The organism is Variovorax sp. GW821-FHT10D07 (assembly GCF_059415325.1).
In genome coordinates, this window is the sequence record NZ_JBWKMZ010000011.1 from 72,340 (window position 1) to 97,148 (window position 24,809).

The following is a 24,809-nucleotide window of genomic DNA, read 5'->3' on the forward strand; positions in this document are numbered from 1 at the left end:
TTACTGCTCCTCGCCCCACGAGAACCCGTCGCGCGCGATCATCGCGCTCGACGCGCTCGGACCCCAGGTGCCGGCCGCATAGGGGCGCGGTCCGCCGTCGCTGGCCCAGCTGTCGATCAGCGGCTCGACCCAGCGCCATGCCTCTTCCTGCTCGTCGCTGCGCACGAACAGGTTGAGCCGGCCGTCGATCACGTCGAGCAGCAGCCGTTCGTAGGCACCCACGCGCTCGGAACCGAAGCGCTTGTCGAAGTCGAGGTCCAGCTGCACCGGCGCGAGCTGCGGCGCGCTGTCCTGGCGGCCGTTGCTGCGGCGGTTGTCCTGCGCCTGCGCGAGCATGTGCAGCTCGAGCCCGTCCTTGGGCTGCAGGTTGATCACGAACTTGTTCGCGCTGCCGGACGGTGCGCGGAAGATCGCGTGCGGCGTCGGGCGGAAGTTGACCTCGATGCGCGCATCGCGCGAGGCCAGCCGCTTGCCGGTGCGGATGTAGAAGGGCACGCCGGCCCAGCGCCAGTTGGCGATCTCGGTGCGCAGCGCGACGAAGGTCTCGGTGCGGCTCTCGCGGTCGACACCGGGTTCGTCGCGGTAGCCGGGCACGCGCTCGCCGTAGGCCGTGCCGGCCGTGTACTGGCCGCGCACCGTGTGCAGGCCCAGCGTCTCGGGCGTCCAGGGCTTGAGGGCGCGCAGCACCTTCAACTTCTCGTCGCGGATCGCGTCGGCGTGCGAGTTGATCGGCGGCTCCATGCCGATGGCGCACAGCAGCTGCAGCGCATGGTTCTGCACCATGTCGCGCAGCGCGCCGGTCTGGTCGTAGAAGGCACCGCGCTTTTCCACGCCCAGGTCCTCGGCGATGGTGATCTGGATGTTGGCGATGTGCTCGCGGCGCCAGATGGGCTCGAACAGCGCGTTGCCGAAGCGCATCGCGAACAGGTTCTGCACCGAGGGCTTGCCGAGGTAGTGGTCGATGCGGAAGACCTGCTTCTCCTCGAGCACCTTGCCCACCGCGGCGTTGATCGCGCGGTTGGAGGCCAGGTCGTGGCCCAGCGGCTTCTCGAGCACGATGCGGGTGCGCGCGCCGTTGAGGCCGGCGGCCGCGATCTGCTCGACCACCTGCGTGAACAGGCCCGGCGCGGTGGCGACATACATCACGACCGTGTCGGCATCGCGCTGCTTGAGCAGGTCGGACAGGCGCGCATAGTCGTCGGGCTTCGACAGGTCCATGCGCAGGTAGTGCAGCATCGAGGCGAACTTCTCGAACTCCTCGGGCGAGGGCCGCTTGGCGCCTTCGACGGCATTGAAGCGCGACTGGATCAGCTCGCGGTACTGGTCGTCCGACAGGTTGTCCCGCGCCACGCCGACGATGCGCCCATCCTTCGGCAGGCTCCCGTGCCGGAAGGCCTGGAACAGAGCGGGCATCAGCTTGCGCCATGCGAGATCGCCGGTGCCGCCGAACAGAACGAGATCAAAGCTCATGGGGAACACTTTCCTTGGGTCTGGGGGCGAGCAGGCAATGCGCCGGCCCGCCAATCGCGATGGTACTTGTACCAATTCCTCGCACTTGTACTAAAGCTACGCTGAACCCATGGCCGGGAGGCCTTTTTTTATTGAACGAAGCGGAGAACTCCATGAAGAAGCTTTTTGTTGCGGCGGCGCTGCTGGGTGGATCGGCGATGGCATCGGCCCAGGGCACGGTCAACGTGATCTGCTCGGTGCAGGCCGAGTGGTGCAGCGTGATCTCGACCGTGTATGCGCGCACCACCGGCACCCGCATCAACATGGCGCTCAAGGGCTCGGGCGAGGCGCTGGCCCAGCTCATCGCCGAGAAGGACAACCCCAAGACCGATGTCTGGTTCGGCGGCACCGGCGACCCACACCTGCAGGCGGCCGAGCAGGGCCTGACGCTCGAGTACAAGTCGCCCTCGCTGCCGCAGCTGCATGCCTGGGCCCAGCAGCAGGCGAAGCAGTCGGGCTACAGGACCGTGGGCATCTACTCGGGCCCGCTGGGCTTCGGCTACAACCCCGAGCTGCTGGCCAAGAAGAAGCTGCCCGTGCCCAGGACCTGGGCCGACCTGCTCAAGCCCGAGTACAAGGGCGACATCCAGGTGGCCAACCCCGCCTCGAGCGGCACGGCCTACACCATGATCGCCACGCTAGTGCAGCTCATGGGCGAGGACAAGGCCTTCGACTACCTCAAGGCGCTGCACAGGAACGTCGGCCAGTACACGCGCTCGGGCACCGGCCCGATCAAGGCCGTGGCGCGTGGCGAGACCGCGGTGTCGATCAGCTTCGTGCACGACGGCCCGGGCGAGAAGATGCAGGGCTTCCCGGTCGAGACCATCACGCCGAGCGACGGCACCGGCGCCGAGATCGGCTCCATGAGCATCATCAAGGGCGCGCGCAACCTCGAGGCCGCGAAGAAGTTCTACGAATGGGCGCTCACGCCGGCCGCGCAGGAGCTCGGCGCCGCCAACAAGCAGTTCCAGCTGCCGAGCAATGCCGCCGCCAAGCTCGATCCGCGCATCCCCGACTTCAAGAAGATCAAGTTCATCGACTACGACTACGCCAAGTACGGCGCCAGCGCCGAGCGCCGCCGCCTGATCGCGCGCTGGGAGAAGGACGTCAACTCGCTGCCGCGTTAAGTGGAAGCGCGTTCCATCGGGGCCTTGCCCCGCGCGGCGGTCCCGCGCAATCCGGCCTCGGAGGCCGCGGCGCGGCGCACCCAGCGCTGGATCCGCGCCTGGGTCTTGCTGGGCCTCGCGGCCTACCTGCTGCTGCCCTGGTATGCGATCCAGGATACGACCTGGTACGAGGCCGTTCCGCAGGTCTTCGGCGGCGCCGAGGGCGCCAATGGCCTGATGCAGGCCGCCACGCAGGGGCGCGTGTGGCTGTTCGTCGGGCTGGCGGGCCTGCTGGTCTGCGCCGTCGGCGCCTGGTTGCCGCTGGGCCGCGCGCAGGGCCGCTGGTTGTTGGCCGGTGGCGCGGGCGGTGCCCTGGGGCTCGCGCTCGCGGGCTTCGCGATCGGCGCGCGCGGCTGGGCCTTCGCGGCGCTCGAGGCGCGCTTCGGCGAGCTCGGGGTCAACCAGTTCGGCGTCGGCGCCGGCGGCTTCGTGGCGCTCTGCGCGCTGGTGCTGCTCGCGGCCTTCGGCATCGCGCGGCTCGGCCGCTTCAAGGGCGACCTGTTCGTGGCCGCCTCGGTGCTCGGCTGCGGCGTGCTGATGGCGCTGTTCATCGCCTACCCCGTGAGCCGCGCGCTGTCGGGCGCCTTCCTCGACGAGGACGGCCGCGTGTCGATGGCCGCCTTCCTCGCGCGCGTCTTCACCGAGCGCATCTGGGGCCTGGGCTGCCTCGCGGGCGGGGTGCGCTGCGGCGTGGCCTGGAACACGCTGGTGCTGGCGCTGTTGACGGCCGCGGGCACCACCTTCCTCGGCACGCTGATGGCGCTGATGGCCGAGCGCGGCAGCCGGCGCGGGCAGGGCGCGCTGCGGGTGCTGGCGCTGCTGCCGATCATCACGCCGCCCTTCGTGGTGGGCCTCGGCCTGATCCTGCTGTTCGGCCGCGCCGGCATCGTCAACCAGCTGCTCGAGAACCTGTTCGGCATCGAGCCCACGCGCTGGTTCTACGGCATGCCCGGCGTGCTGGTGGCGCAGCTGTTCGCCTTCACGCCCATCGCCTTCATGATCATGCGCGGCGTGGTGCAGGGCATCGCGCCCAGCCTCGAGGAGGCCGCGCAGATGCTGCGCGCCGACCGGCGCCGTGCCTTCTTCACCATCACGCTGCCGCTGCTCAAGCCCGGGCTGGCCAATGCCTTCCTGGTGGGCTTCATCGAGAGCATCGCCGACTTCGGCAACCCGGTGGTGGTGGGCGGCCAGTTCTCGGTGCTGTCGACCGACATCTTCTTCGCCATCGTCGGCGCGCAGTACGACCAGGGCCGCGCGGCCTCGCTGGCCTGGGTGCTGACCTTGTTCGCGCTCGGCGTGTTCGCGCTGCAGCGCGGCCTGCTCGGCAGGCAGAACTACACCACCGTCAGCGGCAAGGGCGATGCCGGCATCCCGATGGCGCTGCCCGACGGCGTGCGCCGCACCATCCACTGCATCGCGCTGCCGTGGATCGCCTTCACGGCCGTGGTCTACCTGTTCGCCTTCGCGGGCGGCTTCGTGCAGACCTGGGGGCGCGACTACAGCTTCACCTTGCAGCATTTCAAGACCGCGTTCGCGCTCGAGTGGGGCCAGTTCGGGCTGGTGTGGGCCGGCACGGCCTGGAACTCGCTGCTCACCACGCTCAAGCTCGCGGGCATCTCGGCGCCGATCACCGCGGCGCTGGGCCTGCTGATCGCCTGGCTGCTGGCGCGCAACGAGTTCAAGGGGCAGGGCGCCTTCGAGTTCGGCGCGCTGCTGGCCTTCGCGATCCCGGGCACGGTGCTCGGCGTGAGCTACATCCTGGCCTTCAACGTGCCGCCGTTCGAGCTCACGGGCACCGGGCTCATCATCGTGCTGTGCTTCATGTTCCGCAACCTGCCGGTGGGCGTGCGCGCGGGCACCGCGGCCTTCAAGCAACTCGACCGCTCGCTCGACGAGGCCTCGCTGATGCTGCGCGCCTCGACCTCGCAGACGCTGTTCAAGGTGGTGCTGCCGCTGCTCAAGCCGGCGCTGGTGGCGGCGCTGGTCTACAGCTTCGTGCGCGCGATGACGACCGTGAGCGCGGTGATCTTCCTGGTCACGGCCGAGAACGAACTGGCCACCACCTACATCATCGGTCGCGTCGGCAACGGCGACTACGGCATCGCGCTGGCCTACTGCACGGTGCTGATGATCCTGATGTCGCTCGCGATCGCGCTGGTGCAATGGGTGGTGGGCGAACGCAGGCTGGGCCGGCGCGGCACGGCGCCGGGGCACCAGGGGCATCACAAGATGGAGGGGCTGGCATGAACACGGGGATCGAATTTCGCGACGTCACCAAGCGCTATGGCGCCGACAGGAACGCGCCGCTGGCGGTCAAGGGCATCAGCTTCGAGGTGCCCGAGGGCACGCTGACCACCATCCTCGGCCCCTCGGGCTGCGGCAAGACCACCACCCTGCGCATGATCGCAGGGCTCGAGTCGCCGACCTCGGGCGCGATCTTCATGGGCGGGCGCGATGTCACCACACTCGGGCCGGCCGAGCGCAACGTCAGCATGATGTTCCAGAGCTATGCGCTGTTCCCGCACATGGACGTGATCGGCAACGTGGGCTACGGCCTGCGCATGAGCGGCGTGAAGAAGGACGAGGCCACGGCGCGTGCGCGCGAGGCGCTGCGCGGCGTGGGCCTGGTCGGCTTCGACCAGCGGCTGCCGAGCGAGCTCTCGGGCGGCCAGCAGCAGCGCGTGGCGCTGGCGCGCGCGCTGGTGCTCGAGCCCGCGGTGCTGCTGTTCGACGAGCCGCTGTCGAACCTCGACGCGCGGCTGCGGCGCGAGATGCGCGAGGAGATCCGCTCGCTGCAGCAGCGTCTCAAGCTCACGGTGGCCTACGTCACGCACGACCAGAGCGAGGCGCTGGCCGTGAGCGACCAGATCATCGTGATGGACCACGGCGTGATCGCCCAGCGCGGCACGCCCGAGCAGCTCTACGGCCGGCCCGAGAGCGAGTTCGTCGCGGGCTTCATGGGCGAGGCGATGGTGTTCCCGGCCGTGGCCGGTGTCGACGGCGACGTCACGCTCGGGCCGCTGCGGCTGCGGCCGCGCCATGCGGTGCCGCCGGGCGCGGTCAAGGTCGCGGTGCGGCCCGAGGCCTGGCGCATCGGCGAGGCCTCGGCGGCCGACGCCGGCCTGCCGGCCACGCTGCGGAAGGTGGCCTACCTCGGCAGCTTCTACGAGTACGGTTTCGACACGCCGCTGGGCGCGGTCTTCGTGGTCTCGACCGACCTGTCGAACCCGCTGGCCGCGGGTGCGCAGACCCGGCTCTCCCTGGGGGCGCATGGCGTCAGCGTGGTGTAGCGCGCCCATGGAACAATGGCGCCATGAACGTGGTTTTCGATCTTGGCGCCGTGCTCTTCACCTGGGAGCCCACACGGCTGGTCCAGGCCCATCTGGCGGAGCATGCCCCTACTGAATCCGCCGCCGCGGCCCTGGGCCGCGCGCTTTTCCATCATGACGACTGGACCAGCTTCGATTGCGGCACCCGCACGCTCGAGGAATCCGTCGCCCGCATGGCGGCGCGTCTCGCGCTGCCGGCCGACCGCCTGCTGGCCATGCTCGACGGACTCGGCGAACGCCTCGCGCCGATCGATGTCACGGTGGCGCTGCTCGAGGAGCTATTCGAGCGCCGCGAGGCCGGCGAGCCGCTGAAGCTCTACTACCTCTCGAACATGCCCGCGCCCTATGCGCGCGCGATCATGGCGCGCCATGGCTTCATGCGGCGTTTCGACGGTGGCGTGTTCTCGGGCGACGTGAAGTTCCTGAAGCCCCATCGCGAGATCTACGAACTGCTCGCGGTGCGCCATGCACTGGCGGCGGAGCAGACGGTGTTCATCGACGATTCGGCCCCCAACGTGGAAGCCGCGCGCGCCTTCGGCTGGCACGCGATCCACTGCACCGCGCCGGCCGCGCTCGCGACCCAGCTCTCGCGTTACCTGCCGGTGCGCTCGACCTTGTCGATGTCGAAGCCCAGGCTGCCCGCGTAGTCGAGTTCGGCCTGCAGGGTCGCGTCGTCCAGGCAGGGGGCGCGCGACAGCACCCACAGGTACTCGCGGTTCGGCGTGCCGACCAGCGCCACCTGGTAGTCGCGGTCCAGCTTCAGGATCCAGTAGTCGCCCCACACCACTGGCAGCCAGGCCAGCCACGAGGGCGCGAAGCGCACCTCGAGCCGGCCCGCGCCGGGCTGGCCCGCCACCGGCACCACGCGCGCGGTGCCCAGCGATTCCTCGAAATTGCCGTCGGCGCGTTCGCAGCGGTTGAGCACCTCGATCGTGCCGTCGGGCCGCGGCGTGTAATTGGCCGTGACCGGGCCGGCGCAGGATTTCTGGAAGCGGTTGGGCAGCCGCGCCTGTTCGTGCCAGAGGCCGGCATAGCGGTGCAGGTCCACCGGCGCCACCACCTGCAGCGGCGCGCGCATCAGCGGGGCGCCATCGGCCGGGCCAGCCAGCCGCACGCGCGAGCGGCGCGCGGCATCCAGCGCGAGCCAGGCCGCCGCGCCGCCGATCACGAAGGCCGTGGCCAGCGTGCCGATGGCGGCGCTGGTGCGGCGGTCGTCGAAGGAGGCGAGGTCGGTGGAGGCTGCGGGAGGAAGTCTGCGCTGCATGTAGGGGGCTCCTGGGGTCGGGACGGCGAATCCGGCGATTCGCAAAGGAAAGGATTCTTCAGCCTAGACGCGCCCGCGGGCCGGCGCCGTCAGCCGTGGACCACAGCGCCTGTAGGGCGGCATGGGGCCGAAACCCTGCTGGCCGCATGTTGTTCGCGTCGTCATGGAACAGGGTGCCAAGCCGTGCTACGGTGCGCATGAAAGCATCGGCCCGCATGCAACAGCGTGCAGGCCCCGTCGCCATCACCGCAACATAATCATTGCCATGAACCAACTCGATGCACTCCGTCAATGGACCACCGTGGTCGCCGACACCGGCGACTTCAAGCAGCTCAGCGCCTCCAAGCCGCAGGACGCGACCACCAATCCGTCGCTGATCCTCAAGGCGGTGCAGAAGCCCGAGTACCGTCCGCTGCTCGACGAGGGCGTGAAGAAGCACGCGGGCAAGCCGCTCGACGAGGTCATCGACCGCCTGCTGGTGCGCTTCGGCACCGAGATCCTCTCGATCATCCCGGGCCGCGTCTCGACCGAGGTCGATGCGCGCCTGTCCTTCGACACCGCCGCCACCGTGGCGCGCGGCGAGCGCATCACGGCGCTCTACAAGGCCGAGGGCATCGACACCGAGAAGCGCCTGCTGATCAAGGTCGCCTCCACCTGGGAAGGCATCGAGGCCGCGCGCCAGCTCGAGCAGAAAGGCATCCGCACCAACCTCACGCTGCTGTTCTCGTTCGCGCAGGCCGTGGCTTGCGGCGCGGCCGGCGTGCAGTTGATCTCGCCCTTCGTCGGCCGCATCTACGACTGGTACAAGAAGTCCGCGGGCGCCAAGTGGGACGAGGCCGCCAACGCCGGCGCCAACGACCCGGGCGTGAAGTCGGTGCGCCAGATCTTCGAGTACTACAAGGCCAACGGCATCAAGACCGAGGTGATGGGCGCGAGCTTCCGCAACGTGGGCCAGATCCAGGCACTCGCGGGCTGCGACCTGCTGACCATCAGCCCCGAACTGCTGGCCGAACTGGCCGCGAGCAACGAGCCGCTCGAGCACGCGCTCGATGCCAAGGCCGCCGCCCAGGGCAAGGCCGAGAAGATCGCCTACGACGAAGCCGGCTTCCGCTTCGCGCTCAACGAGGACGCGATGGCCACCGAGAAGCTCGCCGAGGGCATCCGCGCCTTCGCGGCCGATGCGATCAAGCTCGAGAAGCTGATGCAGGAAAGCGGCCGCTGATCATGGCGACCCCGCTTCGCTGCGACCGCGCACCGGCCTGGGCGCAGCTGCAGTCGTACTTCGAGACCGCGGGCCGCCAGTTCGATCTGCGCCATGCCTTCGTCGACGACGCCGGCCGCTTCGCGCACTTCAGCCAGGAGGCGCCGTACCTGTTCGTCGACCTGTCGAAGAACCTGATCGATGCGCGCGTGGAAGCGCTGCTGTTCGCGCTCGCGCGCGAGTGCGGCCTCGAGGCGCACCGCGACGCGATGTTCGCGGGCGAGCACATCAACAACACGGAAGACCGCGCGGTGCTGCACACGCTGCTGCGCGCGCCGGCCGATGCCAAGGTCGGCAAGACCGCGCCGCAATTGCGCGAGGTGCACGAAACGCTCGACGCCATGCTGGCCTACGCCGAGAAGGTGCGCGGCGACCACACCATCACCGACGTGGTCAACATCGGCATCGGCGGTTCCGACCTCGGTCCGCAGATGGCGGTGCTCGCGCTCGCGGAATTCGCGGCGCCGGGCAAGCACTTCCATTTCGTCTCGAACGTCGACGGCCACGAGCTCGACGGCGTGCTCGAGGGCCTCGCGCCCGAGCACACGCTGTTCCTGATCGCCTCGAAGACCTTCACCACGGCCGAGACGATGACCAACGCGCAGTCCGCCAAGCGCTGGTACGAACAGTCGGGCGGCAACGACATCGCGGGCCACTTCGCGGCGCTCACCACCAACGTGGAAGCGGCCAACAAGTTCGGCATCGAGACCACCTTCGGCTTCTGGGACTGGGTGGGCGGGCGCTATTCGCTGTGGTCGGCCATCGGCCTGCCGATCGCGCTGGCCATCGGCGCCGAGGGCTTCCGCCGGCTGCTGGCGGGCGCGCATGCGATGGACGAGCACTTCCGCACCGCGCCGCTGGCGCAGAACCTGCCGATGCGCCTCGGCCTGCTCGACGTCTGGTATCGCAACTTCCACCGCTTCACGAGTCGCAGCATCGCGCCCTATCACAGCGCATTGAAGCGGCTGCCGGCCTATCTGCAGCAGCTCGAGATGGAGAGCAACGGCAAGCAGGTCGACGCGACCGGTGCCGCGCTGCCGCCGGGTCTGGGCACCTCGCCCGTGCTGTGGGGCGAGCCGGGCACCAACGGCCAGCATGCCTACTTCCAGATGCTGCACCAGGGCACCGACGTGATCCCGCTGGAGTTCCTCGCGGTGCGCGATGCCTCGCACGACCTCGAGGGCCACCACCCGAAGCTGCTGGCCAACGCGCTCGCGCAGGCGCAGGCGCTGATGGTGGGCAAGCTCGACGCGGGCGGGCACAAGAACTTCCCGGGCAATCGGCCCAGCAGCTTCTTCGTGTTCGAGAAGCTCACGCCCGAGGCGCTCGGCGCCTTCATCGCGCTGTACGAGCACCGCGTGTTCACCAGCGGCGCGCTGTGGGGCATCAACAGCTTCGATCAGTGGGGCGTGGAGCTCGGCAAGGTGCTCGCGAAGGACATCGAGCCGCGGCTCGCCTCGGGCGACGTCACGGGCCTCGATGCCTCGACCGCGGGCCTGCTGCAGCGGCTGAGCCCGCCCGCGCAGTGAGCGCTTGGCCATTCGAAGTACGCCATTCGTTGCCATTGCCGTTGAAGAAGGCGCCGATATGATGGCCCCGGGAAATTTCCCGGGGACCTCAAGAGGAGCCGATCAAATGGATTTTCAAACAGCGGTCAAGACCTGCTTTCAGAAGTACACGGATTTCAGTGGGCGCGCCTCGCGCTCCGAGTTCTGGTGGTTCATATTGGCCGAGGTGGTCGTTCTGATCGTCGCCAGCTTCATCCACCAGATCGTCTACCTGGTCGCCGCGCTCGGCTTCCTGCTGCCCGTGCTGGCCGTGGGCTCGCGCCGCCTGCACGACATCGGCAAGAGCGGCTGGTTCCAGCTGCTGATGATCATTCCGCTGATCAACCTGGTGCTGATCTATTTCTTCGTCCAGCCCAGCCAGCCCGAGTCCAACGCCTACGGCCAGCCGCAAGGCGCCTGAAGACCACGGACACCCGCAGAACAACGATTCGACAGGGCCGCACATGCGGCCCTTTTTTCTGCCCGCCGCCGATTCAGGCCTCGGCCGTCGCGGCCGCGCGCACCGGCGCACCGCTGGCCATGCGCAGGCACAGGTCGAAGGCCTGCTGCAGGCCCTCGATCTGCGCGATGCCCTGGCCCGCGATGTCGAAGGCGCTGCCGCTGGCCGAGGTGGCCACGGGCACGGGCAGGCCGCCGTGCAGGGTCACACCCTGCTCGAAGCCCATGAGCTTCATCGCGATCTGGCCCTGGTCGTGGTACATCGAGACCACCGCGTCGACGTCGCCGCGCCGCGCGCCGATGAACACCGTGTCGGGCGAGAACGGGCCACGCGCGTCGTAGCCCTCGGCGCGCAACTTCTCGATGGCCGGGCCGATGATCTCGATCTCCTCCATGCCGATCGAGCCGCCGTCGCCGGCATGCGGGTTGAGCCCCGAGACCGCGATGCGCGGCTGCGCTACGCCCGACTGGCGCAGTGCCGCGGCGATGATCTTCACCGCGTCGCGCACGCCTTCGCCCGTGATGTGGCTCGCCACGTCCTTGAGCGGAATGTGCGAGGTCACGCGCGAGGTCCACAGCGCGCCCGTGAGATTGAACTCGCAGACGAAGCCCGGCACCGCGAAGCGCGCCTGCATGTAGCGCAGCTCGTCCTCGTGCACCAGGCCGCCCAGGCGCAGCGAATGCTTGTTGAGCGGCGCGAACAGGATCGCGTCGACCTGGCCGCGGCGCACGGCCGCGGTCGCGAGCTCGAGCGCCTGGAATGAGGCGCGGCCCGAGGCCTCGTTCGACTCGCCGAGCACCGGCTCGGCGCCCCCCATCCAGTCGCAGGCCAGCAGCGAGGGCCGGCCGTCCTCGAAGCGCAGCGTGTCGAGGCTCTCGGCCGCGAGCGGATCGAGCCTGGCGCCGGCGATGCGCTCGCCCGCGGCCAGCACCACCGGGTCGGCGATCAGCAGCACGCGCGCGGCGTCGAGGTTGCGCTGGCGCGCGAGCAGCTTGACCGCCATCTCGGGGCCGACCCCGCTGGGGTCGCCGAGCAGCACGGCGATGCGGGGCTTGGCGGAGGTCACGGTCGGAATCTTCGAAGGAGTGGACATGGCGATCGTCGGTGGAGAAAAAGCGGGGAACGGCCTCATTCGGCCTTGATGTTGGCGGCGCGCACGAGCTGGCCGTAGTGCTCGAACTCCTGCCGGTTCATGGCGGCGAAGGGCTCGCCGATCAGGTTGCCGGGCGCGCCGCCCAGGGCCTTGATGCGGGCCTGCACGTCGGGCAGCTGCAGGCTCCGCGCGAGCTCGGCGCTCAGGCGCTCGACGGCCGGGCGCGGCGTGCCGGCCGTCACGTAGAGGCCGTACCAGGTCGAGACGTCGGCGCCCTTGACGCCCTGTTCGGCCAGCGTGGGCACGTCGGGCAGTTCGGGCGAGCGCTGCGGTGCGCTCACGGCCAGCGCGCGGAACTTGCCGGCCTTGATCTGGCCCATGGCCGAGGAGGTGCTGTCGAACATCATCTCGACCTCGCCCGAGATGATGTCGATGTGCGCCTGCGAGCTGCCCTTGTAGGGCACGTGCACCGACTTCATGCCGGTGGCCAGGTTGAAGGCCTCGCCGCCCACGTGCTGCGTGCTGCCGATGCCCGAGGAGGCGTACTTGAAGCCGCCGGGCCGGGCGGCCATCGCGGCCAGCAGGTCCTTCACCGACTTGTAGGGCGAGCTGGCCGACACCACCAGCACGTTGGGCATCACGGCCACCAGGCCCAGCGGCTGCAGGTCCTTGAGCGGGTCGTACTTGAGCTTGAGGATGTGCGGCGCCACCGCCTGCGCGGTGTTGGTGGCCAGGAGCAGCGTGGCGCCGTCGGCCGGCGCGCGCGCCGTGAGCTCGCCCGCGATGGTGTTGGAGGCGCCGGGCCGGTTCTCGACCACCACCGGCTGCTTGAGCGCGGGCGAGAGCTTGTCGGCCAGCACGCGCGCCAGGATGTCGGTGCCGCCGCCCGGCGAGGCGCCGACCATGATGCGCAGCGGCTTGTCGGGGTAGGCGGGCGCGGTCTGGGCTGAGGCGAGGCCGGTGGCCAGCGTGAGCGCGGCGGCGAAGGCGCATCGCTGCCGGAAGGCCAGGGAAAAGGGGCGCATCGGGGTTGTCTCCTGCTTGTTGGTCTTGAGCGCCATTGCTTTCCATGCATGGCGAAGCCGCAGGGTAGGCCGTTCGCTCCTCGCAATCCAATCGAAATTGCCGCGGGCTTCATATACTTTTGGTGATGACCGTCCAGAAAACCTCGCCCGATGCCTCGCTGATGCTGCAGGTGCGACCGCGCCAGCTGCTGCTGCTGGTGCGCCTCGACGCCCACCGCCACCTGGGCCGCGCGGCCGAGGCCATGAACATCAGCCAGCCCGCGGCCACCAAGCTGCTGCAGCAGCTCGAGGATTCGCTCGGTGAGAAGCTGTTCGAGCGGCTGGCGCGCGGCATGGAGCCCACCGCCTACGGCGAGATCCTGGTGCGCTACGCCCACCGCGTGGTCAGCGACTTCGGCAGCGCGCGCGAGGAGATGCTGGCGCTGCGCTCCGGCCTCAGCGGTGCGCTGCGCGTGGGCAGCGTGCCGGGCGCCGTGCCCGAGCTGCTGGCGCCGGCGCTGGTCGAGTACCGCCGGCGCCATCCGCAGGTGGCGGTGTCGGTGGTGGTCGAGACCAGCGACGTGATGCAGGCCCAGCTCGAGCAGGGCGACGTCGACCTGGTGCTGGGCCGGCTCACCGACGGGCACGACGAATCGCGCTACGCCAGCGTGCCGCTGCTCGGCGAATCGCAGGTGGTGGTGGTGCGCGGCGGCCATCCGGCCTTCGAGCGCGAGGGCCTCACGCTGGCCGACCTGGCGGCCTGGCAATGGGTGCTGCAGCCGCCGGGCTCGCCGCAGCGCGGGCGCTTCGAGGCCGCGATGCGCGAGGCCGGCGTGCAGGCGCGGCTCGACATCCTCGAGACTGCCTCGCCGATCGCCATCACCGCGCTGCTCGAGAGCTCCGACATGGCGGCCGTCATGCCCGCCTCGCAGGCCCGGCACTACGCGCGGCTGGGCCTGCTGCGGGTGGTGCCGATCGAGCTGCCGGTGCGCGTGCCGCCGATCTGCCTGGTCACTCGCGAGGGGCGGGCGCTCTCGCCCGCGGCGGCCCAGTTCCGACGGCAGCTGCTGGGCACCGGCTGAACGCTTTGGATTGCCTGTGGCACATGCTGTATTGCGTTGACTAGGGAATTCACTAGCCAATCGGTGCATGAAAGTACCGTCGTTGACATTCGAAGTACCAAAACCGCAAGCATGTTTATCCAGAATCCGGGCACGGCGACCCGAGGGGGCGTCGCTCACCCTCTAGGAGACAACATGCAGCGTTTTCTGAAAGCGGGCCTCGTCCTCGCACTCGCCGGCACCGGGCTCGTCGCCCAGGCTGCCACCGAACTCGTGATCGCGACCGTCAACAACGGCCACATGATCGAGATGCAGAAGCTCACGCCCTTCTTCGAGAAGGCCAATCCCGACATCAAGCTCAAGTGGGTCACGCTGGAAGAGGGCACGCTGCGCCAGCGCGTGACCACCGACATCGCCACCAAGGGCGGCCAGTTCGACGTGATGACCATCGGCCTGTACGAAGCGCCGATCTGGTCGAAGAAGGGCTGGCTGCAGCCCATCGCCACCGATGCCGCCTACGACGCCGACGACCTGCTGCCCGCGATCCGCGACGGCCTGTCGTACCAGGGCAAGCTCTACGCCGCGCCGTTCTACGGCGAGAGCTCGATGCTCATGTACCGCAAGGACCTGGCCGACAAGGTCGGCTTCCAGATGCCCGAGCAGCCAACCTGGAACCAGGTGAAGGAACTGGCCGGCAAGATCCACGACCCGAAGGCCGGCGTCTACGGCATGTGCCTGCGCGGCAAGCCGGGCTGGGGCGACAACATGGCCTTCCTGACCACGCTGGTCAACACCAACGGCGGCCAGTGGTTCGACATGCAGTGGAAGCCGCAGATCGACACCAAGCCCTGGAAGGACGCGATCGGCTTCTACGTCGACCTGATGAAGGCCTACGGCCCGCCGGGCGCCTCGGCCAACAGCTTCAACGAGAACCTCGCGCTGTTCAACGAAGGCAAGTGCGGCATGTGGGTCGATGCGACCATCGCGGCCTCGTTCATCAGCGATCCCAAGCAGTCGAAGGTGGCCGACAAGGTGGCTTTCGCGCAAGCACCCGTTGCTGTCACGCCCAAGGGCGCCAACTGGCTGTGGACCTGGAACCTGGCGATCCCCGCCAGCTCGACCAAGGCCGCCGCCGCCCAGACCTTCGTGAAGTGGGCCACCTCGAAGGACTACGTCAACCTCGTCGCCAAGGAGCACGGCTGGGGCGCGGTGCCCACCGGCACGCGCAAGTCGACCTACGCGAACCCCGAGTTCCAGAAGGTCGCGAAGTTCGCCGCCGCCGAGAAGAAGGCCATCGACGGCGCCAACCTCAGCGACAGCACGTTGCCGAAGTCGCCCTACGTCGGCGTGCAGTACGCGGCCATCCCCGAGTTCCAGGCCATCGGCGTGGCAGTGGGCCAGCAGATGAGCGCGGCACTCGCGGGCAAGGTCACGGTCGACCAGGCGCTGAAGACTTCGCAGACCACGGCCGAGCGTGAGATGAAGAAGGCCGGCTACTACAAGTAAGCCTCGTGGCTTGCTCCCTCCCCTCCGGGGGAGGGTCGGGGTGGGGGCACGCACGGCGCGTCGTTCGTTGCCGCGCTCGATCGCAGCAGCCCCCATCCCCACCTTCCCCCAGAGGGGGAAGGAGCCAGACAGAAGAGAGAAGGGACCACCCATGAAAAGACTCCTGCCCCGCGCACTCATGGCGCCGGCCGTGCTCACGCTCTTCCTCTGGATGATCGTGCCGCTCGCGATGACGTTGTACTTCTCGTTCGTGAACTACAACCTCATGCAGCCCGGCGACCATCCCTTCGCGGGCCTCGCCAACTTCGAGTACTTCGTCACCGACCCGGACTTCTGGCCCGCGACCTGGAACACGCTGCTGCTGATCGGCAGCGTGATCGGCATCACCGTGGTGCTCGGTGTGCTGCTCGCGCTGCTGGTCAACGAACCCTTCCCGGGCCGCGGCATCGTGCGTGTGCTCTTGATCTCGCCCTTCTTCGTCATGCCCGCGGTCAACGCGCTGCTGTGGAAGCACATGATGATGAACCCGATCTACGGCATCCTGGCCGACGTGTGGCGCGCCTTCGGCGCCCAGCCGATCGACTGGCTCACCGACGTGCCCCTGCTGTCGGTGATCATCATGGTGGCCTGGCAATGGCTGCCGTTCGCCTGCCTGATCTTCATCACCTCGCTGCAGTCGCTCGACCGCGAGCAGATGGAGGCCGCGCGCATGGACGGCGCGAGCGCGTTCCAGCGCTTCTTCTATCTCACCGTGCCGCACCTCGCGCGCCCGATGGCGGTGGTGATCATGATCGAGATGATCTTCCTGCTCAGCGTGTTCGCCGAGATCGCCATCACCACCAACGGCGGCCCGGGCAACGAGAGCACGAACATGACCTACATGATCTTCAAGCAGTCGCTCATGAACTTCGACGTGGGCGTGGCCTCGGCCGGCGCGCTGTTCGCGGTGGTGCTGGCCAACATCGTGGCCGTGTTCCTGATCCGCATCATCGGCAAGAACCTGGATTAGTCATGTTGCACACCCCCAGTCTTCGCGCACTTCGTGTCGCTTCGCCAACCCCCTTGCAGGGGGCAACACCAACGGCCCGGCAAAGCCGGTTCCGTGGTGTTCCTGGAATGGGCCGTGTCTTGCCCACCGCACGATGGAGTAGCTGAACCATGCAACAACAAGCTCCCAGCAACTTCCTGCCGCAACTGCTGCGCACCGTCGGCGCCTGGGCCGTCGCGCTGCTGCTGTTCTTCCCGCTCGGCTGGCTGTTCCTCACGGCCTTCAAGACCGAGCTGCAGGCGATCCACGTGCCGCCGCTGTTCATCTTCGAGCCCACACTCGACAACTTCGGCGAGGTGCAGCGGCGCAGCGACTACCTGCTGTACGCGCGCAACTCGCTGATCACCAGCCTGGGCTCGACCATCCTCGGCCTGCTGATCGCGGCGCCGGCCGCGTACTCGATGGCCTTCTTCCGCACCAAGAAGACGCGCGACATCCTGATGTGGATGCTCTCGACCAAGATGATGCCGGCCGTGGGCGCGTTGGTGCCGATCTACGTGCTCGCGCAGACCGCGGGCCTGCTGGATTCGCTGAGCGCGCTGACCATCGTGTTCACGCTGTCGAACCTGCCGATCATGGTCTGGATGCTCTACAGCGCCTACAAGGACATCCCGAACGAGATCCTCGAGGCCGCGCGCATGGACGGCGCGAGCCTGTGGACCGAGTTCCGCCATGTCGTGCTGCCGCTGTCGGTCGGCGGCCTCGCCTCCACCGGCCTGCTGTGCCTGGTGCTGAGCTGGAACGAGGCCTTCTGGGCGCTCAACCTCACCTCCGCCAAGGCCGGCACGCTGGCCACGCTGATCGCCTCGTACTCGAGCCCCGAGGGCCTGTTCTGGGCCAAGTTGTCGGCGGCCTCGCTCATGGCCATCGCGCCCATCGTCGTGTTCGGCTGGTTCAGCCAGAAGCAACTGGTGCAAGGCCTGACCTTCGGCGCCGTCAAGTAAAGAAAGGGAGACACCCCATGGCCTACCTCCAACTGAAGAACATCAAGAAGAGCTTCGGCGAAGTCGACATCATCAAGGGCGTCGACCTCGAGATCCAGAAAGGCGAGTTCATCGTCTTCGTCGGTCCCTCGGGCTGCGGCAAGTCGACCCTGCTGCGGCTGATCGCGGGGCTCGAGCCCATCAGCAGCGGCAACCTGCTGCTCGACGGCAAGGACATCACCTGGGCGCCCTCGGGCAAGCGCGACCTCGCGATGGTGTTCCAGAGCTATGCGCTCTATCCGCACATGAGCGTGTACGACAACATGTCCTTCGCGCTCAAGCTCGCGGGCACGAGCAAGTCCGAGATCAAGACCAAGGTCGAGCATGCGGCGAAGACGCTGAACCTCACGCAGTACCTCGACCGCCTGCCCAAGGACCTCTCGGGCGGCCAGCGCCAGCGCGTGGCCATCGGCCGCGCCATCGTGCGCGCGCCCAAGGTGTTCCTGTTCGACGAGCCGTTGTCCAACCTCGATGCCGCGCTGCGCGGCAACACGCGCGTGGAGATCCACAAGCTGCACCGCGCGCTCGGTGCGACCACCATCTACGTCACGCACGACCAGGTCGAGGCCATGACCCTGGCCGACCGCGTGGTGGTGCTCAAGGACGGGCTGATCGAGCAGGTCGGCACGCCGCTCGAGCTCTACGACCGCCCGGCCAACCAGTTCGTCGCGCAGTTCATCGGCATGCCGTCGATGAACATGGTGGCGGCCAGCGCCATCCCGAGCTTCTCGGCCGCCACCGGCGGCCGGCTGCCGAGCGACGGCTTCCTCGGCGTGCGGCCCGAGGGCCTGCGCGTGCATGCGAAGGCCGGCGCACCGGTGTCCGAAGTGCAGGGCCGCGTCGAGCTGATCGAGGCGCTGGGCGCCGACACGCTGATCCACGTCGACGTGGGCGGCGTGCCGCTGGTGGCGCGCCAGAACGACCGCACGCCGCTGCAGGCCGGCGACGACGTGGCGGTCGAGCTCGATCCCTCGGTGCTGCACCTGTTCACGCGCGACGGGCGCGCGGTCGCGGCCTGAACCTCTTCTCTCGTTTCATTCCTCTTCCGGGACATTCTTCGTGACTCTCGCAGCAGCGCCCCTTCCACCCGCTCCCTCGGAGTTCACGGTGCTCCACCTCGGCCTCGGGTCCTTCCACCGGGCGCACCAGGCGGTCTACCTGCAGCGGCTGATCGACGCGGGCGACACGCGCTGGTCGATCTCTGGCGCCAACATCCGGCCCGACATGGCCGAGGTCGTCGAGGCGCTGCGCGCCCAGGGCGGCCGCTACACGCTCGAGACCGTCTCGCCCGCGGGCGAGTACCGCTACGAGCAGATCGAGGCCATCCGCGAGGTGCTGCCCTACGAGCCCTCGCTCGCCGGCCCGATCGCGCGCGGCGCCGCGCCGTCGACGCGCATCGTCTCCTTCACCGTCACCGAGGCCGGCTACTACCTCGACACCAAGGGCCGGCTCGACCTGTCCTTCGCCGACCTGGTGGCCGACATCGCGCGTGCCGCCAAGGGCGAGGCGGGCGGCGAGGGCGTGACCATCTACGGTGCCGTCTGCGCGATCCTGCGCGCGCGCAAGGCCGCCGACGCAGGGCCGCTCACGCTGCTGAACTGCGACAACCTGCGCCACAACGGCGAGCGCTTCCGCGCCGGCCTGCTCGAGTTCATCGAGCGCGCGGGCGATGCCGAGCTGCTGGCCTGGACGAAGGCGAACACGCGCTGCCCCAATGCCATGGTCGACCGCATCACGCCGCGCCCGCCGCCCGAGCTGCGCGCGCGCGTGAAGGCCGCCACCGGTCGCGACGACGCGGCCGCGATCACCGGCGAGAGCTTCATCCAGTGGGTCATCGAGGACGACTTCGCAGCCGGCCGCCCCGACTGGGCGCGCGTGGGGGTCGAACTGGTCGACTCGGTACAGCCCTACGAGGAAGCCAAGATCCGCATCCTCAATGCCACCCACAGCTGCATCGCCTGGGCCGGCACGCTGGTGGGCCTCGGCTTCATCCACGAGGGCACGCACGACGCCGCCATCCGCAAGATGGCCTTCGACTACGTGAGCGACGACGTCATTCCCTGCCTGAGCCCGAGCCCGATCGACCTCGCGGCCTACCGCGACGTGGTGCTCGACCGCTTCGGCAACCCCGCCATCCGCGACACCAACCAGCGCGTGGCCGCCGACGGTTTCTCGAAGATCCCGGGCTTCATCGCGCCGACCGTGCGCGAGCGGCTGGCCGCGGGCCAGCCCATCGACAGCGTGGCGATGCTGCCCGCGCTGTTCCTGGCCTTCCTGCAGCGCTGGCACCGCGGCACCTTGCCCTATGCCTACCAGGACCAGGGCATGGACGAAGCCGTGGCGCATGCCATCTGCGACGCGGCCGACCCGGTCGCCGCGCTGTGCGCGGACGCGGGCCTGTGGGGCCCGATCGCGGGCGATGCGCGGCTGGTCGATGCGGTGCGCCGCGCGAGCGGGCGTGTCGCGGACTTCGTGGGCGCGAAGGCATGAGCACGCGGCTGCAGGATCGCCATGTGCTGTTGACCGGCGCCGGCGGCGGCATCGGCCTGGCGGTTGCCGAAGCCTGCATCGCCGAGGGGGCGCGCTGCAGCGTGGTCGATCGCGCGGCCGCGCCTTCCGAGGCGGTGCGCGCGCTGCAGCAGCGCCATCCCGATCGCCTGGCCTACATCGCGGCCGACGTGACCGACATGCAGGCCATCGCGCGCCTGCTGGTCGAGGCGCAGGTGGCCTTCGGGCCGATCCACGTGCTCTTCAACAATGCCGCCGTGTTCGATCTCGCGCCACTGCTCGACAGCGACGAGGCTTCGTTCGACCGCCTGTTCGCCGTCAACGTGAAGGGCATGTTCTTCGTCATGCAGGCCGTGCTGCGCCACATGGTCGAGGCCGGCACCCGCGGCGCCTCGGTCATCAACATGGCCTCGCAGGCGGGGCGCCGCGGCGAGGCGCTGGTGTCGCACTACTGCGCCACCAAGGCGGCCGTGATCAGCTACACCCAGAGCGCGGCGCTCGCGATGGCACCGCACGGCATCCGCGTCAACGGCATCGCGCCCGGCGTGGTCGACACGCCGATGTGGGACCAGGTCGACAGCCTGTTCGCCAGGGCCGAGGGACTGGCCCTCGGCGAGAAGAAGCGGCGCGTGGGGCTCGAGGTGCCGCTGGGCCGCATGGGCCTGCCGGGCGACATCGCGGGCGCGGCCGTGTTCCTGGCCAGCGACGAGGCGCGCTACATCACGGCGCAGACCCTGAACGTCGATGGCGGCAACGTCATGAGCTGAGATGGCGATGCCTGCTGCAGCGAAGTCAGGAAAGTATCGGAGCGCTTGCCTTCACTGCGGTGAAGCGCGGGCCGCCCGGTGAGAAGATAGCCAGCCTCCGCCGCACGCGATCCATGAACGACGATTTCCACCTCTACCTCGACAGCGCCGACCTCGCGGCGCTGCGGGCCTGCCTGCCGCATCCGGTCGTCCATGGCGTGACGACCAACCCGACCTTGCTCAGGCGCGCCGGTGTCGGCCGCGCCGAAGTGCCGGGCCTGCTGCAGCGCTGCATCGAACTGGGCGCGCGCCAGGTGCAGGCGCAGGTGTATTCGAGCGAGGCCGACGGCATGCTCGAGGACGCGCAGGCGCTGCTGCCGAAGTTCGACGCCGGCCAGCTCGTCATCAAGATTCCCGCCACGCGCCAGGGCCTGGTGGCCGGCGCGCGGCTGATCGCGCAGGGCGTGCCCGTGACCTGGACCGCCGTCTACGCGCCCGAGCAGGCGCACTTCGCGGCGCAGCTCGGCGCAGCCTATGCGGCGCCTTACCTCGGGCGGCTCGAGGATGCCGGCCAGGACGGGCTCGCGCTGATCGCGCGCATGCAGTCGCTGGTCGCGCAACGGCCCGCGTCGGGCACGCGGCTGCTGGTGGCGAGCATCCGCTCGCGCGAGGCCTACCTGTCGCTGCTCGCGCTGGGCGTCGGCGCCATCACGATCCCGCCGCGCCTGTTCGCCGAACTGCTCGACCATCCCGCCACCTTGGCCGCCGAACGCGGCTTCCTGGACGACGCCCGCGCCCTGAACTGACCGAAGAAAATCCTGTCCTCACCATGCGCATTGCACTCACGGGCGAAGCCCTGATCGATTTCACCGCCAGCGAGGCCGGCACGCTGGCCTTCCTCGGCCACGAGGGCGGCTCGCCGCTCAACACGGCCGTGGCCTGCGCGCGGCTGGGCCAGCACACCGGCTTCTTCACGCAGCTGTCGACCGACCTGTTCGGCGAGCGGCTGATGGCCTTCCTCGAACGCAACGGCGTCGACACCGGCTTCATCCTGCGCAGCAGCGCGCCCTCGACCCTGGCCTTCGTCGAGCGCACGCCGCAGACCAACCGCTATGCCTTCTACACACACGGCAGCGCCGACGCGACCTGGGCGCCCGAGCCGCTGCCGCAACTGCCGGCCGACTGCCGCTTCCTGCATTTCGGCTCGATCTCGCTGCTTCAGGAGCCGGCCGCGACGCGCATCGCCGACTTGGTGAGCGCCAACGCGGGCCGCTGCGTGATCGTGTTCGATCCCAATGTGCGGCCCAGCCTGATCCCCGACCTCGCGGCCTATCGCCTGCGTGTCGCCAACTGGTTCGCGATGGCCGACCTGGTGAAGCTCAGCGACGAGGATGCGGCGCTGCTGGCGCCGGACCGCCCGGTCGATGCGCTGGCCGCCGAGATCCTGGCCGCGGGCGCGCGCGCCGTCATCGTCACGCGCGGCGGCGAGGGCGCCACGCTCTGGCGCGCGGGCAAGGCGCCGCTGTCGGTGGCCGCGCCGCGCGTGCAGGTGGTCGACACCATCGGCGCCGGCGACACCTTCACGGCCGGCCTGTCGGTCGCGCTGCTCGACCAGGGCGTGGAGCACCGCGACCAGCTCGCGGCGCTCGGCGACGACGGCTGGCGCGCGGTGATGCGCTTCGCCGCCACAGCCGCGGCCCTGAACTGCACCCGCGAGGGTGCCGATCCGCCGGTGCTGGCGGCCGTGCAGGCGGCGCTGGCGCGGGGAGACAATCTCTAGCACCCTTGCATTGGCAGCGGGCGCGGACCGCCAGCGAGCATGCAGCCATGACCACCACCACACGCAAGCGTTCGATTCCCCGCCAGCGCCAGCCCGAGCTGGAGCGCGACTTCGCGCGTTCGCCCTCGCTGGGCTACGAGGCGCCCGAGGAGACCGGCCTGGTGCGATGCCTGGCGCACGGCTTCCCGAGCCCGCTGGTGCGCTGGCACTTCCACGAGGACTACGAGCTGCACCTGATCACCGAGACCTCGGGCAAGGCCTTCATCGGCGACTGGATCGGACCGTTCCAGCCCGGCCACCTGGTGCTGTGCGGCCCGCGGCTGCCGCACAACTGGATCTCGCTCGACGTGCCCGAGGGCGGCGCCGCCGGGCGCGACCGCGTGATCCAGTTCCGGCACGAGCCGATCGAGCAGGCCGCGGCCCAGATTCCCGAGCTGCGCGAGGTCATGCAGCTGCTCGAGCGCGCGCGCCACGGCATCGAGTTCTTCGGCCTCTCGCAGCAGGCGCAGCAGCACTGGGACGACATCAAGGCCGCGCGCGGCGTGCGCCGGCTCGGGCTGTTCCTGGGCTTCCTGGCCGACCTCGCGCAGTGCACCGACTACCGGCTGCTGTCGAGCGTGCAGATGCAGGGCGCGCAGGGCGCCGACGGCGATGCGCAGGTCGACCAGATCAACGGCATCGTCAACCGCATCACCAACAACATGACCGAGCAGCTCTCGATGGCCGACCTGGCCGCCGAGCTCGGCATGAGCGAGAGCCGCTTCAGCCGCTTCTTCCGGCGCTCCACCGGCAACAGCTTCACCGACTTCGTCAACCGCGTGCGCATCAACAGCGCCTGCCACCTGCTGATGCAGACCGACCACTACGTGACCGACATCTGCTACCAGGTCGGCTTCAACAACGTGGCGAACTTCAACCGGCGCTTTCTCGAGATCAAGGGCATGACGCCCAGCGAGTTCCGCCGCCAGGCCGACACCCGCTTCGGCAACGGCATGGCCTGAGCGCCGCCTTTCATCCAAACCCACCGGGAGCTTCTCTTGTATCTGGGACTCGACCTCGGCACGTCCGAGCTCAAGGCGCTGCTGCTCGCCGACGATCACCGCATCGTCGGCGTGGCGCGCGCATCGCTGACCGTGGACCGGCCGCATCCGCTGTGGTCCGAACAATCGCCCGCGCAATGGTGGCAGGCGCTCGAGCAGGTGATGGCGCAGCTGCGCGCCGACCAGCCGGTGGCGCTCGCGCAGGTGCGCGCCCTCGGGCTGTCGGGCCAGATGCACGGCGCCACCCTGCTCGACGCGGCCGGCGAGGTGCTGCGCCCGGCCATCCTCTGGAACGACGGCCGCAGCGGCGCGCAGTGCGAGGCGCTGACGCGCGCGGTGCCGCGGCTGGGCGAGATCGCGGGCAACCTCGCGATGCCGGGCTTCACGGCGCCCAAGCTGCTGTGGGTGCGCGAGCACGAGCCCGAGCTCTTCGCGCGCGTGGCGCGCGTGCTGCTGCCCAAGGACTGGCTGCGCTTCATGCTCAGCGGCGAGGCGGTCGGCGAGATGTCCGATGCGGCGGGCACGCTGTGGCTCGACGTCGGTGCGCGCGACTGGTCCGACGAACTGCTCGCGGCCACCGGCCTCACGCGTGCGCAGATGCCGCGGCTGGTGGAAGGCAGCGAGGTCTCGGCCACGCTGAAGCCCGCGCTCGCCGAACGCTGGGGCCTGGGCGCGGACGTGAAGATCGCGGGCGGCGCGGGCGACAACGCCGCCAGCGCGGTCGGCATGGGCATCGTGGAGCCGGGGCAGGGCTTCGTCTCGCTCGGCACCTCGGGCGTGATCTTCGTGGCCTCGAGCCGCTTCGAACCGAATCCCGCGCAGGCGGTGCATGCCTTCTGCCATGCGCTGCCGGGCCGCTGGCACCAGATGTCGGTGATGCTCTCGGCTGCGAGCGCCGTGAGCTGGGCCTCGCGGCACCTGGGCTTCGGCGACGAGGCCACGCTGCTGGCGGCGGCCGCGCGGCTCGACGACGCGGCGCGCGCGCGCGCGCCGATCTTCCTGCCCTACCTGTCGGGCGAACGCTCGCCGCACAACAACGCGAACGCGCAGGGCGTGCTGTTCGGACTCACGCAGGCGCATGGCGCCGACGACATCGCCTATGCGGTGGTCGAGGGCGTGAGCTTCGGATTGCGCGACGGGCTCGACACGCTGGCGCGGCCCTCGGGCGCGCTGGCGCTGGTGGGCGGTGGCGCGCGCAGCGCCTGGTGGGCACAACTGCTGGCCGACATCCTCGAGGTGCCGCTGACGCTGGCCGAGGGTGGCGAGGCCGGCGGCGCGCTGGGCGCGGCACGGCTGGCCTGGCTGGCCGATGGCGGCGCGATCGCCGCGGTATGCACCGCGCCCGCGGTGCGGCAGCGCTTCGATCCGAAGGCCGAGGCCGCGGCGGGGCACCGCGCGCGGCACGCGCGCTTTCGCAAGCTCTATCCGCTGCTGCGCGCGTCGTTCGAGGCCTGAGCGCCTGGTCTTTTCCCTCTCCCTCTGGGAGAGGGTCAGGGTGAGGGCA

The 24,809-nt window shown here is 69.5% G+C and carries 22 protein-coding genes; 18 read left to right on the plus strand and 4 right to left on the minus strand.

Going from position 1 to position 24,809, the window contains the following annotated elements:
- A complete protein-coding gene (zwf, locus tag AC07PU_RS28005; RefSeq protein ID WP_296783216.1) occupies positions 1 to 1,470 on the minus strand; it encodes a glucose-6-phosphate dehydrogenase in 1,470 nt (489 codons plus the stop codon).
- 152 nt (positions 1,471 to 1,622) lie between these two features.
- On the opposite strand from zwf, the gene AC07PU_RS28010 reads away from it, so the two are divergent.
- Genes AC07PU_RS28010 through AC07PU_RS28025 form a run of 4 tightly spaced genes read left to right on the plus strand, consistent with a single transcriptional unit; the run spans position 1,623 to position 6,651 of the window.
- On the plus strand, positions 1,623 to 2,636 hold the full coding sequence (locus tag AC07PU_RS28010; protein ID WP_495321689.1) for an ABC transporter substrate-binding protein: 1,014 nt from the start codon (positions 1,623 to 1,625) through the stop codon (positions 2,634 to 2,636).
- Complete coding sequence (locus AC07PU_RS28015; protein WP_495321690.1) at positions 2,637 to 4,922, plus strand: ABC transporter permease; 2,286 nt, start codon at positions 2,637 to 2,639, stop codon at positions 4,920 to 4,922.
- A complete protein-coding gene (locus tag AC07PU_RS28020) occupies positions 4,919 to 5,965 on the plus strand; it encodes an ABC transporter ATP-binding protein (protein WP_495321691.1) in 1,047 nt (348 codons plus the stop codon). The genes AC07PU_RS28015 and AC07PU_RS28020 overlap by 4 nt, the downstream gene beginning before the upstream one ends.
- Positions 5,966 to 5,988: 23 nt before the next feature.
- Positions 5,989 to 6,651, plus strand: a complete 663-nt coding sequence (locus tag AC07PU_RS28025; protein ID WP_495321692.1) for an HAD family hydrolase — start codon at positions 5,989 to 5,991, stop codon at positions 6,649 to 6,651.
- Here AC07PU_RS28025 and AC07PU_RS28030 read toward each other — a convergent pair.
- A complete protein-coding gene (locus tag AC07PU_RS28030; RefSeq protein ID WP_398501017.1) occupies positions 6,597 to 7,268 on the minus strand; it encodes a lipocalin family protein in 672 nt (223 codons plus the stop codon). The two genes, AC07PU_RS28025 and AC07PU_RS28030, sit on opposite strands and share 55 nt — an antisense overlap.
- Before the next feature lie 265 nt (positions 7,269 to 7,533).
- Here AC07PU_RS28030 and tal point away from each other — a divergent pair, with 265 nt between their 5' ends.
- From tal to AC07PU_RS28045, 3 genes are all read left to right on the plus strand, one after another.
- Entirely contained in the window at positions 7,534 to 8,490 is a 957-nt protein-coding gene (gene tal / locus AC07PU_RS28035; protein WP_398501015.1) for a transaldolase, read from the plus strand.
- Positions 8,491 to 8,492: 2 nt separating this feature from the next.
- Positions 8,493 to 10,058, plus strand: coding sequence for a glucose-6-phosphate isomerase (pgi, locus tag AC07PU_RS28040; protein ID WP_495321693.1), 1,566 nt, complete (start codon positions 8,493 to 8,495; stop codon positions 10,056 to 10,058).
- A gap of 106 nt (positions 10,059 to 10,164) precedes the next feature.
- On the plus strand, positions 10,165 to 10,497 hold the full coding sequence (locus AC07PU_RS28045; protein ID WP_093352153.1) for a DUF805 domain-containing protein: 333 nt from the start codon (positions 10,165 to 10,167) through the stop codon (positions 10,495 to 10,497).
- Positions 10,498 to 10,570: 73 nt separating this feature from the next.
- On the opposite strand, the gene AC07PU_RS28050 is transcribed toward AC07PU_RS28045, so the two are convergent.
- Both AC07PU_RS28050 and AC07PU_RS28055 read right to left on the minus strand, forming a co-directional pair.
- Positions 10,571 to 11,629, minus strand: coding sequence for a 4-hydroxythreonine-4-phosphate dehydrogenase PdxA (locus AC07PU_RS28050; protein WP_495321694.1), 1,059 nt, complete (start codon positions 11,627 to 11,629; stop codon positions 10,571 to 10,573).
- 35 nt (positions 11,630 to 11,664) lie between these two features.
- Complete coding sequence (locus AC07PU_RS28055; protein ID WP_495321695.1) at positions 11,665 to 12,654, minus strand: Bug family tripartite tricarboxylate transporter substrate binding protein; 990 nt, start codon at positions 12,652 to 12,654, stop codon at positions 11,665 to 11,667.
- 125 nt (positions 12,655 to 12,779) lie between these two features.
- On the opposite strand from AC07PU_RS28055, the gene AC07PU_RS28060 reads away from it, so the two are divergent.
- From AC07PU_RS28060 to xylB, 11 genes are all read left to right on the plus strand, one after another.
- Positions 12,780 to 13,715 (plus strand): LysR family transcriptional regulator, encoded by a 936-nt coding sequence (locus tag AC07PU_RS28060; protein ID WP_256222905.1) that lies wholly within the window; start codon positions 12,780 to 12,782, stop codon positions 13,713 to 13,715.
- A gap of 174 nt (positions 13,716 to 13,889) precedes the next feature.
- Positions 13,890 to 15,200 (plus strand): ABC transporter substrate-binding protein, encoded by a 1,311-nt coding sequence (locus AC07PU_RS28065; RefSeq protein ID WP_296783187.1) that lies wholly within the window; start codon positions 13,890 to 13,892, stop codon positions 15,198 to 15,200.
- A gap of 151 nt (positions 15,201 to 15,351) precedes the next feature.
- Complete coding sequence (locus AC07PU_RS28070) at positions 15,352 to 16,209, plus strand: carbohydrate ABC transporter permease (protein ID WP_093352146.1); 858 nt, start codon at positions 15,352 to 15,354, stop codon at positions 16,207 to 16,209.
- Positions 16,210 to 16,358: 149 nt separating this feature from the next.
- On the plus strand, positions 16,359 to 17,192 hold the full coding sequence (locus AC07PU_RS28075) for a carbohydrate ABC transporter permease (RefSeq protein ID WP_093352143.1): 834 nt from the start codon (positions 16,359 to 16,361) through the stop codon (positions 17,190 to 17,192).
- A 17-nt stretch (positions 17,193 to 17,209) separates the two neighbouring features.
- Complete coding sequence (locus tag AC07PU_RS28080; RefSeq protein WP_495321696.1) at positions 17,210 to 18,250, plus strand: ABC transporter ATP-binding protein; 1,041 nt, start codon at positions 17,210 to 17,212, stop codon at positions 18,248 to 18,250.
- An 88-nt stretch (positions 18,251 to 18,338) separates the two neighbouring features.
- Entirely contained in the window at positions 18,339 to 19,721 is a 1,383-nt protein-coding gene (gene dalD, locus AC07PU_RS28085) for a D-arabinitol 4-dehydrogenase (RefSeq protein WP_495321831.1), read from the plus strand.
- The gene (locus tag AC07PU_RS28090; RefSeq protein WP_057594075.1) at positions 19,718 to 20,506 is read left to right on the plus strand and encodes an L-iditol 2-dehydrogenase; all 789 of its coding nucleotides are present in this window, start codon (positions 19,718 to 19,720) and stop codon (positions 20,504 to 20,506) included. Before dalD ends, AC07PU_RS28090 begins: the two co-directional genes overlap by 4 nt.
- A 113-nt stretch (positions 20,507 to 20,619) precedes the next feature.
- Complete coding sequence (locus AC07PU_RS28095; RefSeq protein ID WP_495321697.1) at positions 20,620 to 21,291, plus strand: transaldolase family protein; 672 nt, start codon at positions 20,620 to 20,622, stop codon at positions 21,289 to 21,291.
- A 23-nt stretch (positions 21,292 to 21,314) separates the two neighbouring features.
- Positions 21,315 to 22,265 (plus strand): carbohydrate kinase family protein, encoded by a 951-nt coding sequence (locus tag AC07PU_RS28100; RefSeq protein WP_495321698.1) that lies wholly within the window; start codon positions 21,315 to 21,317, stop codon positions 22,263 to 22,265.
- Positions 22,266 to 22,312: 47 nt separating this feature from the next.
- The gene (locus AC07PU_RS28105) at positions 22,313 to 23,266 is read left to right on the plus strand and encodes an AraC family transcriptional regulator (RefSeq protein WP_057594072.1); all 954 of its coding nucleotides are present in this window, start codon (positions 22,313 to 22,315) and stop codon (positions 23,264 to 23,266) included.
- 36 nt (positions 23,267 to 23,302) lie between these two features.
- Positions 23,303 to 24,760 (plus strand): xylulokinase, encoded by a 1,458-nt coding sequence (xylB, locus tag AC07PU_RS28110; RefSeq protein ID WP_495321699.1) that lies wholly within the window; start codon positions 23,303 to 23,305, stop codon positions 24,758 to 24,760.
- Positions 24,761 to 24,809 lie beyond the last annotated feature (49 nt).

Coding starts and splice junctions, on each gene's coding strand:
- AC07PU_RS28045 (WP_093352153.1), top strand. CDS start 10,165: ATGGATTTTCAAACAGCGGTCAAGACCTGCTTTCAGAAGTACACGGAT.
- AC07PU_RS28025 (WP_495321692.1), top strand. CDS start 5,989: ATGAACGTGGTTTTCGATCTTGGCGCCGTGCTCTTCACCTGGGAGCCC.
- AC07PU_RS28090 (WP_057594075.1), top strand. CDS start 19,718: ATGAGCACGCGGCTGCAGGATCGCCATGTGCTGTTGACCGGCGCCGGC.
- AC07PU_RS28070 (WP_093352146.1), top strand. CDS start 15,352: ATGAAAAGACTCCTGCCCCGCGCACTCATGGCGCCGGCCGTGCTCACG.
- AC07PU_RS28060 (WP_256222905.1), top strand. CDS start 12,780: ATGACCGTCCAGAAAACCTCGCCCGATGCCTCGCTGATGCTGCAGGTG.
- AC07PU_RS28020 (WP_495321691.1), top strand. CDS start 4,919: ATGAACACGGGGATCGAATTTCGCGACGTCACCAAGCGCTATGGCGCC.
- zwf (WP_296783216.1), bottom strand. CDS start 1,470: ATGAGCTTTGATCTCGTTCTGTTCGGCGGCACCGGCGATCTCGCATGG.
- pgi (WP_495321693.1), top strand. CDS start 8,493: ATGGCGACCCCGCTTCGCTGCGACCGCGCACCGGCCTGGGCGCAGCTG.
- AC07PU_RS28050 (WP_495321694.1), bottom strand. CDS start 11,629: ATGTCCACTCCTTCGAAGATTCCGACCGTGACCTCCGCCAAGCCCCGC.
- AC07PU_RS28030 (WP_398501017.1), bottom strand. CDS start 7,268: ATGCAGCGCAGACTTCCTCCCGCAGCCTCCACCGACCTCGCCTCCTTC.
- AC07PU_RS28010 (WP_495321689.1), top strand. CDS start 1,623: ATGAAGAAGCTTTTTGTTGCGGCGGCGCTGCTGGGTGGATCGGCGATG.
- tal (WP_398501015.1), top strand. CDS start 7,534: ATGAACCAACTCGATGCACTCCGTCAATGGACCACCGTGGTCGCCGAC.
- AC07PU_RS28095 (WP_495321697.1), top strand. CDS start 20,620: ATGAACGACGATTTCCACCTCTACCTCGACAGCGCCGACCTCGCGGCG.
- AC07PU_RS28080 (WP_495321696.1), top strand. CDS start 17,210: ATGGCCTACCTCCAACTGAAGAACATCAAGAAGAGCTTCGGCGAAGTC.
- AC07PU_RS28065 (WP_296783187.1), top strand. CDS start 13,890: ATGCAGCGTTTTCTGAAAGCGGGCCTCGTCCTCGCACTCGCCGGCACC.
- AC07PU_RS28100 (WP_495321698.1), top strand. CDS start 21,315: ATGCGCATTGCACTCACGGGCGAAGCCCTGATCGATTTCACCGCCAGC.
- AC07PU_RS28105 (WP_057594072.1), top strand. CDS start 22,313: ATGACCACCACCACACGCAAGCGTTCGATTCCCCGCCAGCGCCAGCCC.
- AC07PU_RS28075 (WP_093352143.1), top strand. CDS start 16,359: ATGCAACAACAAGCTCCCAGCAACTTCCTGCCGCAACTGCTGCGCACC.
- AC07PU_RS28055 (WP_495321695.1), bottom strand. CDS start 12,654: ATGCGCCCCTTTTCCCTGGCCTTCCGGCAGCGATGCGCCTTCGCCGCC.